This window comes from Halomonas gemina (assembly GCF_023554995.1).
Classification (GTDB): domain Bacteria; phylum Pseudomonadota; class Gammaproteobacteria; order Pseudomonadales; family Halomonadaceae; genus Halomonas; species Halomonas gemina.
The window spans coordinates 185,433-203,806 of record NZ_JAMJPK010000006.1; the positions used below are offsets into that span (position 1 = coordinate 185,433).

The following is an 18,374-nucleotide window of genomic DNA, read 5'->3' on the forward strand; positions in this document are numbered from 1 at the left end:
CCGCACCCCTACTCTCCGACCCACCAGTCGCCCGTATGGCGGCAGGTCGCTCCCAACAGCGGCGTAACCTGGCGCATGGCCGCGTCCAGCCGCGTATCGAGCCCCCAGGGCGGGTTGATCACCAGCATGCCGCTACCGACCATGCCACGCTCGCCCTCCTTCGCCTCGCGCAGCTTGAGCTCGCTGCGCCAGATCTTGCGCAGCCCCCCCTCACGCAGCCCCTCCAGCAGCTCCCGATGACGACCGGCCGGCAACAGGGGGTACCACACCAGCATGACGCCGTGACGTGCCCTGCGCATGGCCTCGAGCACCGCCTCGGCCACCTCGCCATACTCCGCCTTGCGCTCGTAGCTGGGGTCGACCAGCACGCAGAGCCGCGGAGTGGTTGCCGGCAGGCGCTTCACCAGCCCCTGCAGGCCGTCACCATGGATACGCTGCACATTGTCCGGCAGCGTCTGACGGGCCAGGTGGCCATGCTCGCCGGGGTGGAGCTCGAAAAGCATCAGACGGTCCTGCGGACGCAACCTGTCCGACAGCCACCAGGGTGAGCCGGGATAGTGGTCGAGCCGGCCGTTACGGGCCTGGACCCGAGCGACGGCGGCGAGCCAGTCGCCGAGCAGTGGGTCGTCACCCAGGCGCGTCCTCGCCTGCCATAGCCGGGCGATGCCCTCAAGGTACTCCCCGAGCCTCGCGGTCTCCTCGGCCGCCAGCGGGTAGAGGCCCCGACCGGCATGGGTATCCATATACGTAACGGGAGATTTCTTACGTAACAGATGGTCGATGACCGCGAAAAGCGTCAGATGCTTGTGAACGTCGGCGAAATTGCCCGCATGATAGGCATGCTGATAGGAGAGCATGGAAGGAGATCCGTGAGTCGGCAAGACGAAAGGGCCCGCCACTGCACGGCAGTGACGGGCCCGAAGGTACGGCGTTGGGAGACCGGCTTACTGCTGCTGGAAGCGGTCCTCGATGGGTGACAGGGTGACCTCGACCCGACGGTTCTGGGCCCGGCCCTGCTCGTTGTCGTTGCTGGCCACCGGCTGGTTCTCACCATAGCCGCGCATGTTCAGGCGGTTGCGCGATACGCCGGACTGGGCCAGGTAGCTGCCCACCGATTCGGCACGACGCTCGGAGAGCCGCTGGTTGTAGCTGGCATCACCCGTGCTGTCGGTATGGCCGGCGATGTTGACGCGCGTATCGGGATACTGCTGCAGCACCGAGGCCACGTCATTGAGGGCGTTGCGCGCGTTGGGGGTCAGGTCGCTGGAGTCGAAGGCAAAGGTCACCTCGCTCGGCATGTTGAGCACGATATCGTCACCGCGACGCTCGACACCGATACCGGTGCCCTGAGTGCTCTGACGCAGCTGCTCCTCCTGACGATCCATGTAGGCGCCGATGCCACCGCCGGCAGCGGCACCCACGGCAGCGCCGATCAGGGCGCGATCACGGCGGCTGGTACTACCGTCGCCACTGAGGGCACCGGCAGCGGCACCCACGGCGGCGCCGATGGCCGCACCCGTCCCGGTCTGGCTACGCTGGGTCTCCCCGCTATAGGGGTCGGTGGTGGTGCAGCCTACCAGCAGCGCGGCGGCAGCCAGCGGTGCGATCAGTCGGATGGATCTGCTCATGGTGTCCTCTTCTCCTTGGGTTGACGAATGTCATCCTTCACTGGCTCGCTCATCATCGATCAGAGCCAGCAGCTCGTTCAAGAATAGTAGACCCTGGGGTGATGCCCTAAGCCAGTCGGCATCTTCCACAAGAAGTCCTTTTTCACGGGCCGCGACCAGCCTGTCCAGCAGCGCCCGCGACCCGCGCCCCGTATGGGCCTGCCAGGTCGACAGGGGCACCCCCTCCACCAAGCGCAGGGCATTCATGGTGAACTCCAGTGGCAGCTCGCGCTCATCGATGTCGGCCCGACCGGCCACGAAGCCCCGTGGGTCGTGGAGCCGACGCAGATAGGCGTCGGGCAGACGCGATTTCCAGCGGCGCTGGATCTGCAGGCCCTCGGCGCCCGGAGCGCTGAGCTTGCCATGGGCACCGGCCCCGATCCCCAGATAGTCACCGAAGCCCCAGTAGTTGAGGTTATGACGCGACCCCCGCCCGGCACGGGCATAGGCGGAAATCTCGTAACGCTCCAGGCCGGCGGCTTCCAGCCGCTCGTGTCCCAGGTCCTGGATATCCCACAGCACCTCCTCAACGGGCAGCGAAGGCGGGAAGGCATGGAATTCGGTATTCGGCTCCAGGGTCAGCTGATACCAGGAGAGATGTTCCGGTGAGAGGGAGAGCGCCCGGTCGAGGTCGGCCAGCGCCAGTGCCGGCGTCTGCTGCGGAAGGCCGTGCATCAGGTCGAGGTTGAGGTTGTCGAAGCCTGCCTGACGCGCCTCCTCGATGGCCGCCACGGCATCGTCACCGCCATGGATACGACCCAGGGCCGCCAGCTGGGCGTCCTGGAAGCTCTGTACGCCCAGCGACAGGCGGTTGATGCCCGCCGCCCGGTAGTGGGCGAAACGTCCCCGCTCCAGGGTTCCGGGATTCGCTTCCAGGGTGATCTCGATGTCGGCGGCCAGCGGAAGCCGTCTCGCCACGGCCTGCAACAGCCGCTCGTAGAAGTCGCCCGACATCAGGCTCGGCGTACCGCCACCGATGAAGATACTCACCAGCTCACGCCCCGCGGCCAGCGGCAGGTCGGCCTCGAGATCCGCGATCAGCGCCTCGAGGTAGCTCGCCTCGGGGAGTTCGGCGCTTTGCCCCACGCCATGGGAATTGAAGTCGCAGTAGGGGCACTTGCGCACGCACCAGGGGACATGGACATACAGCGACAGCGGTGGCAGGGCAGAGGCGCTCATCGTTCTCCTTGCCCGCCGTCCATCGCCGCCACCAGCGCCTGCAGGGCCCGCCCCCGATGACTGAGACGATTCTTCTGCTCGGCGGTGAGTTCGGCGGCACTCGCACCGTGGTCGGGAAGCCAGAACAGCGGATCATAGCCGAACCCCCCCTCGCCGCGGGGCGCCAGCAGGATCTCGCCTTCCCAGCTACGCTGCACGATAAGCGGCACCGGGTCCTCGGCATGACGCAGCAGCACCAGAACGCACCAGTAGCGGGCCCGGCGACGCCCCTCCGGCACCTCGGCCAGGGACGCCAGCAGTCGGGCGTTGTTGCGCGCATCGCTCTTCGGCTCGCCGGCATAGCGCGCGGAGTAGATGCCGGGCGCCCCGTTCAGGGCATCGACCTCGAGGCCGGAATCGTCGGCCAGGGCCGGCAGACCGCTGAGGCGACTGGCTTCCCGGGCCTTGAGGAGGGCGTTCTCGACGAAGGTCAGGCCAGTCTCCTCGACGTCGGCCACGCCGAAGTCGGCCTGGGGTCGCACGGCGAAGCCAAATGGGGCGAACAGCTGATGAAACTCGCGCAGCTTGCCGGCATTGCCACTGGCCAGCACCAGCAGGGCTGGGGTCATGTTGGTTCTCCAGACGAAGAGGTATGTCCCATTCTACGAGCCGAGGCCATCAGGGGGAAATGGCCGGACCGGAGAGGTTGTAAAATGTCATTCATAGAAATGACTAATCTCATTCTGAATTCTGATCTCTTGAACCACGAAACCTTGAGTACTAGGCTGATTTTTCTTGTATGACCTCCTTTTCAGGCCAAGATACTTTTTTACGCACATCCCCCAACATACTGATTATATTAGGTTAATACAGATTCAGCTTCAAAAATTAATACAAGTGAATAAGTAAATAACCAAAAGTTAGTAACTAAAAGTTACATTCTGACCAAGACTGAGGGCCAGTGTGGCGCTTGTGCCACAAATGGCTGATTGCCTCATCATGAAAGTTAACCGCGTCTTGCGAAGGGGTCGGACCATGGAACAGGAGAAGAGCCTGGTATTGCTGGTTACCGCCAACAATCCTCAGTCACAACTCTTCATCAACTATCTCCACGATCAGCTCGACTGCCCGGTCTCGGTGGTCGCGCCGGGAACGGAGTGGAAAGGCAAGGATGCCTCGCCGACCGTGGTACTGCTCGATGCGGATCATATCGACGAGGCCACCATGCAGCAGTGGCATGTCAGGGCGGCCGAGGCCGGTGACTTGTCGCTGGCCGCCTTCAACCTGCGGGATGAGGAGCATGCCGTCGAGATCCTCTCGGCCATGAACCTGCAGGGCGTCTTCTACCGCAGTGATTCGCTGGACATGATCTGCAAGGGGCTCTCGATCCTGCTGGAAGGCAACCTGTGGATGTCGCGCTCGTTGATGACGCGAATGATCCAGTTCTTTCGCCGCCAGCAGCTCAACTCCTACCGGCCGGTCTGCGGCCTCACGCACCGGGAGCTGGAGATCATCGCCATGCTGGGTACGGGGGCCTCGAATATCGAGATCGCCGACCAGCTGTTCGTCAGCGAACATACCGTCAAGTCCCACCTCTACAACATCTTCCGCAAGATCAAGGTGCACAACCGCCTCCAGGCGGTGAACTGGGCCCGCCAGAACCTCGGCGCCCCACCTCCTCTGGTGGGGCGCCGCCAGCGCGATGCGACCCACCAGGGCTCGCCTCATCCCTCCTGAGCGATCCTCAGGTCAAGCGCACGTGATCCTGGATCAGGCCTGCCAGGGTCTCGGCGGCATTGTCCGCCGTGGTATCGAGGTGCAGCAGGTGCAGGCGCTCCTCGTCGCTGAATGCCTCGATGTCGGCCTGCTGACGCGCCAGGATGGCGAGGCTCTCCTCGACCGGGACACCGTGGCGCCGGGCACGCTTGTCGATGCGACGGCGCAGGGTGGCCTCATCGACCTCAAAGCTGACCAGCAGCACCGGCAGGCCCCTGGCCTCGGCCTGCTGGCGCAGGAGATCGCGCTGCTCCCGCCTGAGGAAGGTGCCATCGACGCAGGTCGGGAAACCCGCCTCTAGCAGCGTGCCGGCACATTCGGCCAGTCGACGATAGGTGCGCTCGGTGGCCTCCCGGGAGAAGATGTCCACAGGCAGTCGTGATGAAACCGCTTGTGGATCGATACCGTGCAGCCGTCGCCGCTCCACGTCCGAACAGAGACGAACGGCCCCCAGGCGGCCGACCAGGGTCCGGGTGAAGCGGCTCTTGCCGCTGCCCGAGACGCCAATGCCAATGATCAACGGGGGGAAGCGGAACTCGGCATAGGCCTCCGCCAGGTCCAGGTAGCCACGGCACTCCCGCATGGTCTCGGCCAGTAGGGCAGGGCGTTCTCCATCCTCACCGGCCGCCTGATGGCGCTGCAGGGCGCATCGCGCACCGGCCAGGGCCTCGACGACACGGAAGACCGAGAGCAGGCGCGCCAGCCCATAATCCCCGGACCGGCGCAGATAGCCATCGAGGGCCTGTCGAGCCAGGCCGGTCTCGCCATGAGATTCCAGCCCCACCAGCAGCGACGCCAGGTCACTGCCCGGATCGACGATGTCCTCAGCGCCGGGACCGTGGAGGTCCAGACCGATGGCATTGGCCAGCAGCACCCGGCCCTGGTCGCAGAGCCGACTATCGGGATGCGCGACGGCCCAGCTGCTCGTCAACAGGCGCTCCCGACGCGCCCTGAAGACCGGCGACAGCCGGGCAATGTCCTGCTCGAGCCACTGTTGGAGACGGGCAAGTCGCTGACGATCCTCCTCTCCGGCGAGCAGCGGCTCGATGGCCGTCACTTCCCCGTCGAGCCGTTCCCGGAAAGCGACCAGCCCGGCATCCTCGGGGTGGGGTGCTTCCGGCGAGCGGCGATGAAAGGCCACCAGCCGCTCGACCAGCTCCTCCAGCTGCAGCGCTTCCTCACAGGAGGCCGCGTGTTCGACATCTGTCTGGCTCATCTGGGGTCTCCCGCTATGGAGGGTGGAGTCTCAGGCCGGCTGCATCGCGGCGAATGCCTTCTCGGCACCGTCCAGGGTCAGCTGGATATCCTCCGGCGCATGGGCACTGGACATGAACCCGGCCTCGAAGGCCGATGGCGCCAGGTAGACCCCCTGGTCGAGCATCAGGGAGAAGAAGCGACGGAAGGCATCGGCGTCGCAGGCGGTGGCCTGGGCGAAGTTATCGACCCGGGTCTGGCCGGTGAAGAAGATCCCGAACATGCCGCCGGCACGCTGGGTGATCATGTCGACCCCCGCGGCATCAGCCCTCTCCTGGAGGCCGTGGCAGAGGGTCTCGACCCGCTGTGCCAGGGCGTCATGGAAGCCTGGCTGGCGAAGCTTGCCAAGAAGCGCGATGCCCGCCGCCATGGCCAGCGGGTTGCCGGAGAGGGTGCCGGCCTGATAGACGGGGCCGAGCGGCGAGATCATCTCCATGATCTCGCGACGCCCGCCGAAGGCGCCCACCGGCATGCCGCCACCGACGATCTTGCCCAGGCAGGTGAGGTCCGGCTCGATGCCGTAGTGGGCCTGGGCACCGCCCATCGCGACCCGGAAGCCGGTCATTACCTCGTCGAAGATGAGCACGCTGCCATGCTCGTCGCAGACGCGGCGCAGGGTCTCCAGGAAGCCCGGCTGCGGCGGGATGCAGTTCATGTTGCCGGCCACCGGTTCGACGATGATGCAGGCCACCTCGCTGCCGATCTCCTCGAAGCACTGCTCCACGGCATCGGGATCGTTGTAGGAGAGGGTCACGGTGTGCTCGGCCAGGGAGGCCGGTACCCCGGGGGAACTCGGCTCGCCGTGGGTCAGGGCGCCCGAGCCGGCCTTGACCAGCAGCGAGTCGGAGTGGCCGTGGTAGTTGCCCTCGAACTTGACGATCTTGTCGCGACCGGTATAGCCGCGCGCCAGGCGGATGGCGGACATGGTGGCCTCGGTGCCGGAATTGACCATGCGCACCATCTCGATGGAGGGGATCATCTCGCAGATCAGGTCGGCCATGGTGGTCTCGATGGCCGTGGGAGTGCCGAAGGAGAGCCCACTGTCGAGTCGTTCGCGCACCGCCCCCAACACCTCGGGGTCGGCATGGCCGGTGATCATGGGCCCCCAGGAGCCGACATAATCGACATAGCGCTTGCCTTCCACATCGAAGAGATAGGCGCCCCGCGCACGCTCCATGAACACCGGGGGGCGGTCCATCCCCTTGAAGGCGCGAACCGGCGAGTTGACCCCGCCGGGAATGTGGCGGCAGGCCTGCTCGAAGAGCTGTGCGGATGTGGTCATGTCAACCTCTTGCCCTGTTGATGCGTGCCCGCCCAGGCGGGCTGTGGATAGATCTCTGGATAACCTCGTGACGGACGGTGAAGGGTCGGTGAATGTCGTCGAACGACGCCTGTCCGCGCCTCAATCGGATTCACCCCATTCTCGTCTGCCGAGGAGGCGATGACCAGCCCGCCCCGTCATCCCGGCGGTGGCACCGCGTCGATGGCGAGAAAGGCGGGTCTCGCCGGCAACTGCCAGAGGCGCCGCGGCAGCCGCTGGTCATGGCCCGGCTGCCAACCGCGGGCCAGCGCCTGCCAGGTGAAGGCCTGCGCCTGCTCGCAGGCAGTGACCAGAGACTCGCCCGCCGCCAGGCGCGCCGCCAGCGCGCTCGCCAGGGTACAGCCTGACCCGTGGAAACGCCCGGCGAGTCGCGGCCAGCTCCACTGCCGGCTGGTCTCCGGCGCGTGCAGCGTATGCTCTACCCGATCGGCCGGCACCCGTCCCGCGGGATGGTCGGTGCCGGTGACCAGCAGTGCCTGGCAGCCGAGCGACATCAGCCTCACCGCCCGCTCGGTGTCATCGACGAACTCGACGCCCGCCAGCCGGGCCAGCTCCTGACGATTGGGGGTCAGGATATCCACACGCGGCAGCAGGTGGCGGCACATGCCATCGATGAGCTCGGCTGTGGACAAGTCACTGCCACCGCCGGCCCTGAGCACCGGGTCCATCACCACCGGCACCCCCGGTCGACGCCGCAGGATATCCACCACGGCATCCAGCACGGCGACATCCGGCACCAGGCCGATCTTGATCGCGGCGATCTCGAAGTCGTCCAGGGCCGCCGCCATGGCGCACAGGTCTGAGGCGGGGACGGTCCTCACCGCGCTCACGTCCCGGCAGTTCTGCACCGTCAGCGCCGTGGGTAGGGTCAACGCCCAGCCGCCGCAGGCCGCCACCGCCTCGCTGTCGGCGACCAGGCCGGCGCCACCGGTAGGGTCGTGACCGGACAGCACCAGCACCGTCGGCAGGTGGGGGGAGAGTTCAGGGGAATCGGCCATCAGAATGGCTTGAGCACGGCCAGGAAGATGATCAGCAGCAGGACAATCACCGGCAGCTCGTTGAACCAGCGGAAGAACACATGGCCGCGTCGACAGCGCGCTTCGGCGAACTGCTTCAGGTAGATCAGGCAGATATGGTGATAGCCCACCAGCAGCGCCACCAGCAGCAGTTTGGCATGGATCCAGCCCTGGGCGAGCCAGGCGGGATTGAGCACCAGCAGGGCACCCCCGAACAGCAGTACCGCGATCATCGACGGGGTCATGATCCCGCGGTAGAGCTTGCGCTCCATCACCAGGAAGTGATCGATGGCCTGCTGCTCGCCCCTGTCCCGCGCCATGGCGTGGTAGACGTAGAGGCGTGGCAGATAGAACAGGGCGGCGAACCAGGTCACCATGGCCACCAGGTGCAGGGCCTTCATCCAGAGATACATGACGACTCCTCAGCCGTGGGTCGAATCGGAAAAGCGGTAATAGCGCTCGATGGCGTCGCGGGTGATAATACCGGAAATCCGCTTCTGCTTCGGCCGGTGACCGTGCTCCACGTAGAGGGCATCCAGCGCCTTGTCGTTGAGCCGCTCGAAGGCCTCGGAAAGCGTCGCCTGCAGATGGATCGGTGCCATGTCCAGGCGCTGGCCGGGGATCTCCAGCAGGTCCAACAGGGCGCTGTCGTCCTCCGACTCGGGCGCGTCGTGCTCCAGCAGCCAGCGGGCCAGGTCGGCCGCCTTGAGCGCCAGGGTCGGCTTGTCGTCCGTGGAACGCTCGATCAGCACCCAGGCAGGATTGGACTCGAGCAGGGCACTGGCCTGATCACGGGTCACCATGCGCGAGGTGCGCACCAGGCGACGCTCCATCACCGCCGGGACCGAGACCCGGGACAGCGCCTGCATCAGGGGCTGCTGTAGCGGGTGCAGCCCCTGACGGGTCTGGGTGAGGAAGAAACCTTGAGTACGCCCCAGCTGTCTCGCCGTGAGGCCGGCCACCACCACCGCCAGCATCCCCGGCATGATGATGCCGGGATTATGGGTGAGCTCGAGCAGGGCCATCAGCGCCGCCAGGGGCGCCTGCAGCACGGCCCCCATCATGGCGGCCATGCCCAGCAGGGCATAGACCTCGGGTGCCGAGGCCCCCACCGGCAGCAGGGCCTGGCCGGCCAGGCCACACAGGACACCAGCCGCGCCGCCGACCACCAGGATGGGGCCGATGATGCTGATCGGGATGCCGCAGGCCACGGTGAAGGCCGTGAGCAGCAGCTTGCCGATGGCCACCGCCAGCAGCACGTCCACCGCGACGGCCCCGCCCAGCGCCAGCTGCAGCGTGTCATAGCCCATACCCTGCACCTCGGGGTACCACCAGGCGACGCCGGCCACCGCCAGCGCCGCCAGCGCGAAGCGCAGCGCCATGGGCAGGCGCTGAAGCCGCTCGTGCCCCCGGGCCACGCGCACGAAGAGGGCCGCCAGCAGCCCGATCAGCAGGGCACTGACCAGAATCCAGGGCAGGTCCAGCAAGGATCTCAGGTGCAGGTCGGGGATGCCGATGGCGGGTTCGGGCCCGTAGACCAGCTGAGCCACCACGGCGCCCATGGAGGAGGCCAGGATCACCGGCATGAAGCCGATGATGGTGTACTCCATCATCACCACTTCCATGGCGAAGATGACCCCGGCAATGGGCGTATTGAACGAGGCCGAAATGCCCGCCGCCGTGCCGCAGGCCACCAGCACCCTGAGGCTGTTGTGGGGCAGGCGCAGATACTGCCCCAAGCCGGTGGAGGCCGCCGCCCCCAGGTGGATGGCCGGCCCCTCGCGACCTGCGGAAAGGCCACCGATCACCGACACCACGCCTACCCACCACTGGGTCAGCCAGTTGCGCAGCGGAAAGCGTCCCTGATGATAGGTCAGCCGGTCGATGACGTGAACCACGCCGATACGCCGTCCCTCCGGCGGCAGGCGAAGGAGCCACAGACCGATCAGGGCCGCCGCGGCCAGGGGCATCAGCACCCGCAGGACCGACGGCAGGGCCTCGAAGGCCTCGGGGTCGCCGCCGGGAAACAGCAGCATGCCGCCCAGCGACAGCAGCAGGCGAAACACCACCATCAGCCCGCCCGTCACCAGACCCGATACCACCCCCAGCACGCAGAGCTGCGGCAGGGCATCGACGTTGGCCAGCTTGCGACGGAAACCCTCCAGGCTGAAGTCGGGTAGCGAGAGACGCGGCACGGCGACGATCCTGTTCGGCCTTGCGGGGGAAGACCCGCCCATCTGGGTAGGTCGCGTCTCTCTTGTGTATCATATCCGGGGACACTGGTCCCAGCGTCACGTCACCAACCCCAGGAGGCCATCGTGATCAAGGTCGGAATCGTCGGCGGCACCGGTTACACCGGCGTCGAACTGCTCAGGCTGCTGGCCCGTCACCCGGACGTGGCGGTGAACGCCATCACCTCGCGCTCCGAGGCCGGCATGGCCGTCAGCGAGCTCTATCCCAACCTGCGCGGCCACTATGACGACCTGGCCTTCAGCGAGCCCGATGCCGACCGGCTGGCCCGCTGCGATGCCGTCTTCTTCGCCACCCCCCACGGCGTGGCCCATGCCCTGGCCGGCGAGCTGCTCGAGAGAGGCACCCGGGTCATCGACCTCTCGGCCGACTTCCGGCTGCGTGATACCGAGGAGTGGGCCCACTGGTACGGCCAGCCCCACGGGGCGCCCGAACTGCTCGGCGAGGCGATCTACGGCCTGCCCGAGGTCAACCGCGAGCATATCCGCCAGGCACGACTGATCGCCGTGCCCGGCTGCTATCCCACCGCCGTGCAGCTCGGCCTGCTGCCGCTGCTGGAGGCGGGCATGATCGATGCCGATCATGTCATCGCCGACTGCAAGTCCGGGGTGACCGGTGCCGGCCGCGGCGCCAAGGTGCCGTCGCTGCTGGCCGAGGCCAGCGAGTCCATGAAGGCCTATGGCGCCTCGGGCCACCGCCACCTGCCGGAGATCCGCCAGGGGCTGGCCGATGCCGCCGGAGGCCCGGTGGGCCTGACCTTCGTGCCCCACCTGACGCCGATGATCCGCGGCATCCACGCCACCCTCTATGGCCGCCTGACCGCCGACCCCGGCGACCTCCAGGCGCTCTTCGAGCGGCGCTTCGCCAGAGAGCCCTTCGTCGACGTGATGCCGGCCGGCAGCCATCCCGAGACACGCAGCGTCAAGGGGGCCAACCTCTGCCGCCTGGCCGTGCACCGTCCCGGTGACGGCGACACCGTGGTGGTGCTCTCGGTGATCGACAACCTGGTCAAGGGCGCCTCGGGGCAGGCCGTGCACAACCTCAACCTGATGTTCGGCCTCGACGAGCTGGCCGGCCTCGACGCCCCGGCCATCATGCCCTGAGCCGCACTGCACGCGGCTCACTCCCCAGCAAAAGTTGACCCTTTTGCTGGGGATTGTGGATAATCCCCCCAGGCAAGACATTCATCGATCCAGGGGAGGTCACCCATGAGCGGTGCCGAATCCTTCGTTCCCACCCCCTTGTTGCTCTCGGACGGGGCCCGTGCCCGTCTCGCGGCGCTCATCGAGGAACAGGGCAACCCCCGGCTCAAGCTGCGGGTCTACGTCACCGGTGGTGGCTGCTCGGGCTTTCAGTACGGCTTCGACTTCGCCGAGGAGGTCGCCGACGACGACACCCTCGTCGAGTTCGGCCAGGTGGCCCTGGTGGTCGACCCGCTCTCCTACCAGTACCTCGTCGGCTCCACCGTTGACTACGAGGAGGGGCTCGCCGGTGCTCGCTTCCTGGTGCAGAATCCCAACGCCACCACCACCTGCGGCTGCGGTGCCTCCTTCATGGTCTGACCCCCAGCGTTGGCTCAGCGGCGACAGCACGCTTTTCCCTCCACTTGACGCTTCCCCGGGAACTCGCCATGGTTTAAGGCGTAATCCACAACAAATTCTTCCATGGGGAATTATATGAAACGCCAACTGAAGACCGCCTCCCTGGCCGCCAGCGTCGCTTTCGGGCTGGGGCTTTCCGGTGTGGCCAGCGCCGATGACCATGTCCTCGAGGTCGTCACCGACCCCAGCTTCGTGCCCTTCGAGATGATGGACCAGGAGACCGGCGAGATGGTCGGCTTCGACATGGACATCATCAGCGAACTGGCCGAGCGTGCCGGCTTCGAATACAACCTGCGCACCATGGACTTCAACGGCATCATCCCCGCCGTGCAGACCGGCAACGTCGATATCGCCATCGCCGGGATCACGATCACCGAGGAACGTGCCGAAATCGTCGATTTCTCCGACCCCTACTACGACAGCGGCCTGCGCATCCTGGTCGGCGCCAACGACGACAGCGTCGAGGAGCTCGAGGACCTGAAGGGCAAGAAGATCGGTACCAAGGTCGGCTCCACCAGCTACGACTTCCTCGAGGAGAACCTCGGCGACGAGGCCGATATCACCCCCTACCCGGGCAGCAGCGACATGTACATGGCCCTGCTCGGCGGCAGCGTCGATGCCGTCTTCTACGACGCTCCCAACGTAGGCTACTTCTCCAAGACCCGCGGCGAGGGCCGCGTCAAGGTCGTGGGGGACCTCTACGAGGGGCAGCAGTACGGCATCGTCTTCGTCAAGGACAGCGAGTGGGTCGAGCCCGTCAACGAGGCCCTGGCCGAGATGAAGGAGGACGGTACCTACGACGAGCTCCACGAGAAATGGTTCGGCAGCGCCAGCGACGAGTGAGGCACACCGCTCCCTGATCGCGCGGGGTCGGGTCGAATGACCCGGCCCCGCTGCGTTGCGAACCCCGACACGCTCGCCCTGTCGTCATCCCTGCGTCTTGACGGAGAAACCTTGTGGACGTCACCTTCCAATTCGACTGGCAGGCGGCCTTCGCCTCCATCCCCTTCCTGCTGAAGGGCATTCCCTACACCCTGCTGATCTCCTTTGGCGGCCTGGCCATCGGTTTTTTAATCGGCATCCTCTTCGGCCTGCTGCGGATCAGCCCCTTCGCCTGGCTGCGTATCCCGGCCGTGACCTACATCGAGATCTTCCGCGGCACCCCGGTGCTGGTGCAGGTGCTGTTCATCTTCTATGGCCTGCCCCAGCTCCTCGGCGGGCCGATCAACGCCCTGGTGGCCGGTATCGTCGCCATCGCCGTCAACTCCGGCGCCTACATCTCCGAGATCGTGCGTGGCGGCGTGCAGTCCATCGAGCGCGGCCAGCGCGAGGCGGGCCTGTCACTCGGCCTGTCGCGACGCCAGACCTTCCGCTACATCATCTGGCCCCAGGCCTTCCGGCGCATGATCCCGGCACTGGGCAACCAGGGCATTATCAGCATCAAGGACACCTCGCTGTTCTCGGTGATCGGGGTCGGTGAGCTGGTCCGTCAGGGCCAGGTCTATATCGCCACCACCTTCAATGCCCTGGAGGTCTATCTGATGGTCGCCCTGCTCTACCTGGTGATCACCCTGACCCTTTCGTTTGCGCTGCGCCAGCTGGAGCGCAGGGGCCTGGTCGGACAATAAGGAAAGCGCGACATGAACCAAGACAAGTCCCCTTCCGGCGCAGACCCCATCGTGCGCCTGGAGAAAGTCAACAAGCACTTCGGTGAGCTGCATGTGCTGAAGGATATCGACCTGGAGATCTCGCCCGGGGAAGTGGTGGTGATCGTCGGTGCCAGCGGTTCGGGCAAGTCGACGCTGATCCGCTGCGTCAACGGCCTCGAGGAGTTCCAGCAGGGCCATATCGAGGTCGACGGCAACGAGCTACTGCCCCATGGCAAGGCCGGCCAGGCGCTGCAGAAGATCCGTACCGAGGTCGGCATGGTCTTCCAGCAGTTCAATCTCTTCCCGCACCTAAGCGTGCTCGACAACGTGACCCTGGCGCCCATGAAGGTACGCGGCTGGAGCCGTGCGGATGCCACCGAGACGGCCGAACGGCTGCTCGAGCGGGTGGGCATCAGCGACCAGGCGGCCAAGCATCCCGGGCAGCTCTCAGGCGGTCAGCAGCAGCGGGTGGCCCTGGCGCGTGCCCTGGCGATGGAGCCGCGCCTGATGCTGTTCGACGAGCCGACCTCCGCGCTCGACCCGGAGATGATCGGCGAGGTCCTCGATGCCATGCGTGAGCTGGCGAAAGAGGGCATGACCATGATGATCGTGACCCACGAGATGGGCTTCGCCCGGGAGGTCGCCGACCGGGTGATCTTCATCCACCAGGGCGAGATCGCCGAGGAGGGTCCACCCGAGGAGGTCCTCGATCATCCCCGCAACAAGCCGACCCAGCAGTTCCTGTCGAGGGTTCTCAAGCACTGATCCACCCTCACGTGCACCGTCACGGAAAGGCCCTGTCGTTATCGACAGGGCCTTTTTTTGCCTGTGGACAGAAAAATCGGAAAACCCGGTCCGATCGCACGACAACCCCCGTCACGCGGGGCAATGGAAGGATCACGGCAGGGTGTTCACCGTCATGGTGACAAGCCGGGTAGGCAGCGGTGGACAAGCGGTGTCCGAATCGGGCTGTGGACAAGCGAGCTTTCCGTCCACAGGATCCCGACACCTCATACGCAGCCAGTCACCCTCCTGTCCCGCCAGGCGTCAACAACGCAACCTTCTGAAAAAAATGAGGTTAATGCGGTTATCCACGGAAAATGTCCACACCAGTAGTTACTACCACAACAGAACTTCTCTTTTATATTCTGTTTTATTGTATTGGAGTGCAGCAGTGACCATCGGTAAGGGCAATCGGATGTGGAAAACCCTGACGATTACCCACAGGAGGTTTATACTGGCCCGCTGATTTCCACTCCTGACTGCAACATCGGCGCCATGCGCCAAGAGGTGACCCTTGGAGTACCCCGACCGCTTTGACGTCATCGTCATCGGCGGCGGCCATGCCGGAACCGAAGCCGCCCTGGCCTCGGCCCGCATGGGCTGCCGGACCCTGCTGCTGACCCACAACATCGAGACCCTCGGCCAGATGTCCTGCAATCCCGCCATCGGCGGGATCGGCAAGAGCCATCTGGTCAAGGAGATCGATGCCCTGGGCGGTGCCATGGGCCTGGCAACCGACCTGGGCGGTATCCAGTTTCGCGTGCTCAATGCCCGCAAGGGACCGGCGGTACGTGCCACCCGGGCCCAGGCCGACCGGGTGCGCTACAAGGCGGCGATTCGCACCATGCTGGAGACCCAGGCCAACCTGACGCTCTTCCAGCAGGCGGCGGGCGACCTGATCGTCGAGGGTGATACCGTGCGCGGCGTGGTCACCGAGACCGGTATCCGCTTCCTGGCCGAGACCGTGGTGCTGTGTACCGGCACCTTCCTCGGCGGGGTGATCCATATCGGCCTCGACACCAGCCGTGGCGGCCGTGCCGGTGACCCGCCCTCCAATGCCCTAGCCGAACGGCTTCGGGCGCTGCCGTTCCGGGTCGACCGCCTGAAGACGGGAACCCCCCCCCGGCTCGACGCCAAGAGCGTGGATTTCTCTCGCCTCGAGGAGCAGCCCGGCGACAGCCCGACGCCGGTGATGTCCTACCTCGGCAACCGCGGGATGCACCCCCGGCAGGTAAGCTGCCATATCGCGCACACCAACGAGCGCACCCACGAGATCATCCTCGCCAACCTGGACCGTTCGCCGATGTACTCGGGGGTGATCGAGGGGGTCGGGCCACGCTACTGCCCCTCCATCGAGGACAAGGTGCATCGCTTCGCCGACAAGGCGAGCCACCAGGTGTTCATCGAGCCGGAAGGCCTCGACACCCACGAGCTCTACCCCAACGGGATCTCCACCTCGCTGCCCTTTGACGTCCAGCTGCAGGTGGTCCGCTCCATCGCCGGGCTGGAGAACGCCCATATCACCCGGCCGGGCTACGCCATCGAGTACGACTTCTTTGATCCCCGTGACCTGCGTCACTCGCTGGAAACGAAGTTTATCCACAACCTCTATTTCGCCGGCCAGATCAACGGCACCACCGGCTACGAGGAAGCGGGGGCCCAGGGGCTGCTGGCCGGCCTCAATGCCGCACGGCGGGCCCGTGGACGGGAGGCCTGGTCACCACGGCGAGACGAGGCCTACCTCGGCGTGCTGGTCGATGACCTGATTACCCTGGGCACCAGGGAGCCCTACCGGATGTTCACCTCACGGGCCGAATACCGCCTGCTGCTGCGCGAGGACAACGCCGACATGCGTCTCACCGAAACCGGTCGCGAACTGGGACTGGTGGATGATGCCCGCTGGTCGGCCTTTGCGGCCAAGCGTGAGGCCGTGGAGCGCGAGAGCGCGCGGCTGCGGGCCAGCTGGGTGCAGCCGGGAACCCCGGCGGCCGCCCGGGTCGAGGTCAGGACCGGCACGCCGCTGGCGCGCGAGTACAGCCTCATGGACCTGCTGCGGCGCCCGGAACTCGCCTATGGCGACCTCGCCGACCTGCCCGGCATCGAGGGCCAGGCGGTCGAGGACGAGGCGGTGGCCGACCAGGTGCAGATCCAGGCCAAGTACCAGGGCTACATCGCGCGACAGCAGAACGAGATCGATAAGCTCAAGCGCCACGAGGCCACGCCGCTGCCGGACGATCTCGACTACCAGCGCGTCGAGGGGCTCTCCAACGAGATCCTCCAGAAGCTCGAGGAGGCCCGCCCCGAGACCCTGGCCCAGGCGGGACGCATCTCCGGCGTGACCCCCGCAGCGGTCTCGATCCTGCTGATCCATCTAAAGAAGCGGCGGCTGCTCGATGACAGCCGGGCGGCCAGCGCATGACGTCAGGCGCGGGGATCGTCGAGGCGCGCCTCGATGGCGGACTGGCGGCGCTGGGCATCGCCGTGGATGGTGAGCAGCGGCATCGGCTGCTGGCGCTGGTGGCACTGTTGCACAAGTGGAACCGCGCCTATAACCTCACCGCGGTACGCACGCCGGAGGAGATGGTGACCCGCCACCTCCTCGACAGTGCCGCGGTGCTGCCCTTCGTCCGGGGCCCCGAACTGCTCGACGTGGGCTCGGGACCGGGCCTGCCGGGACTGGTGCTGGCGATCCTCGAGCCGACGCTCTCGGTCACGCTGCTCGACAGCAACGGCAAGAAGGTGCGCTTCCAGCGCCAGGCCGTGATGGAGCTGGGCCTTGGCAACGTCACCCCGGTTCAGGCCAGGGTCGAAGCCTTCGAGCCCGCCGCCGGGGGCTATTCCCAGGTGATCTCGCGAGCCTTCTCGAGCCTGGGCGACTTCATCGCGCTGACCGCGCGCCTGGTGGCCCCCGATGGTGAATGGCTGGCCATGAAGGGGCCCGCCGTGGATGATGAACTGGCCGGACTGCCCGAGGAGATCAGCGTGGCGGCACGACACGACCTCGCGGTGCCCTATTCAAACGGCAGCCGGCAGCTCGTGGTCCTCCGGCACCGGGATGTGACCCAGGCCTGACCCAGAGGCGTCTGTTTCCCCAGCAAGGGAGTTGCCCGTGACCAAGATCATAGCCTTGACCAACCAGAAGGGCGGCGTGGGCAAGACCACCACCGCCGTCAACCTCGCCGCCAGCCTGGCGGCGCTGGACCGCCGCGTGCTGCTGGTCGACCTGGATCCCCAGGGCCATGCCACCATGGGCAGCGGCGCCGACAAGCATGATCTGGATGGCAGCGTACTCGACGTAGTGCTGGGCGAGAAACGGCCTACCGAGGTGATCCTCGACTGCCCCCAGGCGGGCTATGCGCTGCTGCCCGGCAACGGCGACCTGACCGCCGCCGAGGTGGAGCTGCTCGACCGCCACGAGGGGCGGGAGCGCTGCCTGGTCAAGGCCCTGGAGGAGGTGGCCGGCGAATATGACGTGGTGCTGATCGACTGCCCACCGTCGCTGAACATGCTCACCGTCAATGCCCTGACCGCCGCCGACGGCGTGCTGATCCCGCTGCAGTGCGAATTCTATGCCCTGGAGGGACTGTCGGCGCTGCTCGATACCGTGGAGCAGATCAAGGATAGCGTGAATCCCCAGATCGAGATCTTCGGGATCCTGCGCACCATGTTCGATGCCCGCAACAGCCTCACCCGCGACGTCAGCAAGCAACTGCGCGACTACTTCGGCGATGCGCTGCTCAAGACCACCATCCCGCGCAACGTGCGGGTCGCCGAGGCGCCGAGCCACGGGCTCCCGGTGACCAAGTACGCGCGCTTCTCGCGCGGCAGCCAGGCCCACCGGGTGCTGGCCAAGGAACTGATTCGGCGCCTGTCGCTGTAGGTCGGCCGCCGAATACCGC

At 66.2% G+C, this 18,374-nt stretch carries 18 protein-coding genes; 9 read left to right on the plus strand and 9 right to left on the minus strand.

What is annotated here, in order from left to right:
* Positions 1-8: 8 nt before the first annotated feature.
* From M8009_RS14225 to rdgB, 4 genes are all read right to left on the minus strand, one after another.
* The gene (locus M8009_RS14225; protein ID WP_250062335.1) at positions 9-857 is read right to left on the minus strand and encodes a 23S rRNA (adenine(2030)-N(6))-methyltransferase RlmJ; all 849 of its coding nucleotides are present in this window, start codon (positions 855-857) and stop codon (positions 9-11) included.
* 87 nt (positions 858-944) lie between these two features.
* Positions 945-1,628 (minus strand): YiaD family glycine zipper/OmpA-like lipoprotein, encoded by a 684-nt coding sequence (locus tag M8009_RS14230; RefSeq protein ID WP_250062337.1) that lies wholly within the window; start codon positions 1,626-1,628, stop codon positions 945-947.
* 30 nt (positions 1,629-1,658) lie between these two features.
* Complete coding sequence (gene hemW, locus M8009_RS14235; protein WP_250062339.1) at positions 1,659-2,846, minus strand: radical SAM family heme chaperone HemW; 1,188 nt, start codon at positions 2,844-2,846, stop codon at positions 1,659-1,661.
* Positions 2,843-3,454 (minus strand): RdgB/HAM1 family non-canonical purine NTP pyrophosphatase, encoded by a 612-nt coding sequence (rdgB, locus tag M8009_RS14240; protein WP_250062342.1) that lies wholly within the window; start codon positions 3,452-3,454, stop codon positions 2,843-2,845. The genes hemW and rdgB overlap by 4 nt, the downstream gene beginning before the upstream one ends.
* Before the next feature lie 406 nt (positions 3,455-3,860).
* Between rdgB and M8009_RS14245 the strand changes: the two genes are divergently transcribed.
* Positions 3,861-4,562 (plus strand): LuxR C-terminal-related transcriptional regulator, encoded by a 702-nt coding sequence (locus M8009_RS14245; RefSeq protein WP_250062344.1) that lies wholly within the window; start codon positions 3,861-3,863, stop codon positions 4,560-4,562.
* 7 nt (positions 4,563-4,569) lie between these two features.
* Here the strand turns inward: M8009_RS14245 and M8009_RS14250 are convergent, their stop codons facing one another.
* The 5 genes from M8009_RS14250 to M8009_RS14270 form a co-directional block, all read right to left on the minus strand.
* Positions 4,570-5,817, minus strand: coding sequence for a P-loop nucleotide/nucleoside kinase family protein (locus tag M8009_RS14250; RefSeq protein ID WP_250062345.1), 1,248 nt, complete (start codon positions 5,815-5,817; stop codon positions 4,570-4,572).
* A gap of 30 nt (positions 5,818-5,847) precedes the next feature.
* Positions 5,848-7,137, minus strand: coding sequence for a glutamate-1-semialdehyde 2,1-aminomutase (hemL, locus tag M8009_RS14255; RefSeq protein WP_250062348.1), 1,290 nt, complete (start codon positions 7,135-7,137; stop codon positions 5,848-5,850).
* Positions 7,138-7,313: 176 nt separating this feature from the next.
* Positions 7,314-8,174, minus strand: coding sequence for a bifunctional hydroxymethylpyrimidine kinase/phosphomethylpyrimidine kinase (gene thiD / locus M8009_RS14260; RefSeq protein WP_250062350.1), 861 nt, complete (start codon positions 8,172-8,174; stop codon positions 7,314-7,316).
* The gene (hemJ, locus tag M8009_RS14265; RefSeq protein WP_250062352.1) at positions 8,174-8,605 is read right to left on the minus strand and encodes a protoporphyrinogen oxidase HemJ; all 432 of its coding nucleotides are present in this window, start codon (positions 8,603-8,605) and stop codon (positions 8,174-8,176) included. The genes thiD and hemJ overlap by 1 nt, the downstream gene beginning before the upstream one ends.
* A gap of 9 nt (positions 8,606-8,614) precedes the next feature.
* Complete coding sequence (locus tag M8009_RS14270; protein ID WP_250062354.1) at positions 8,615-10,387, minus strand: chloride channel protein; 1,773 nt, start codon at positions 10,385-10,387, stop codon at positions 8,615-8,617.
* A gap of 123 nt (positions 10,388-10,510) precedes the next feature.
* Here M8009_RS14270 and argC point away from each other — a divergent pair, with 123 nt between their 5' ends.
* From argC to M8009_RS14310, 8 genes are all read left to right on the plus strand, one after another.
* Positions 10,511-11,545 (plus strand): N-acetyl-gamma-glutamyl-phosphate reductase, encoded by a 1,035-nt coding sequence (gene argC, locus M8009_RS14275; protein WP_250062356.1) that lies wholly within the window; start codon positions 10,511-10,513, stop codon positions 11,543-11,545.
* 105 nt (positions 11,546-11,650) lie between these two features.
* Positions 11,651-12,004, plus strand: a complete 354-nt coding sequence (gene erpA, locus M8009_RS14280; protein ID WP_250062358.1) for an iron-sulfur cluster insertion protein ErpA — start codon at positions 11,651-11,653, stop codon at positions 12,002-12,004.
* A 114-nt stretch (positions 12,005-12,118) separates the two neighbouring features.
* Positions 12,119-12,886, plus strand: coding sequence for a transporter substrate-binding domain-containing protein (locus tag M8009_RS14285; RefSeq protein ID WP_250062360.1), 768 nt, complete (start codon positions 12,119-12,121; stop codon positions 12,884-12,886).
* Between the two features lie 113 nt (positions 12,887-12,999).
* The gene (locus tag M8009_RS14290) at positions 13,000-13,671 is read left to right on the plus strand and encodes an amino acid ABC transporter permease (protein WP_250062362.1); all 672 of its coding nucleotides are present in this window, start codon (positions 13,000-13,002) and stop codon (positions 13,669-13,671) included.
* 12 nt (positions 13,672-13,683) lie between these two features.
* Positions 13,684-14,457: an amino acid ABC transporter ATP-binding protein gene (locus M8009_RS14295; protein ID WP_284047836.1), complete on the plus strand. Its 774-nt coding sequence runs from the start codon at positions 13,684-13,686 to the stop codon at positions 14,455-14,457.
* A gap of 532 nt (positions 14,458-14,989) precedes the next feature.
* Positions 14,990-16,894, plus strand: a complete 1,905-nt coding sequence (gene mnmG / locus M8009_RS14300; RefSeq protein WP_250062364.1) for a tRNA uridine-5-carboxymethylaminomethyl(34) synthesis enzyme MnmG — start codon at positions 14,990-14,992, stop codon at positions 16,892-16,894.
* Positions 16,891-17,547, plus strand: a complete 657-nt coding sequence (gene rsmG, locus M8009_RS14305) for a 16S rRNA (guanine(527)-N(7))-methyltransferase RsmG (protein ID WP_250062366.1) — start codon at positions 16,891-16,893, stop codon at positions 17,545-17,547. The genes mnmG and rsmG overlap by 4 nt, the downstream gene beginning before the upstream one ends.
* A gap of 37 nt (positions 17,548-17,584) precedes the next feature.
* Positions 17,585-18,355, plus strand: coding sequence for a ParA family protein (locus tag M8009_RS14310; protein WP_106231169.1), 771 nt, complete (start codon positions 17,585-17,587; stop codon positions 18,353-18,355).
* Positions 18,356-18,374: the final 19 nt, after the last annotated feature.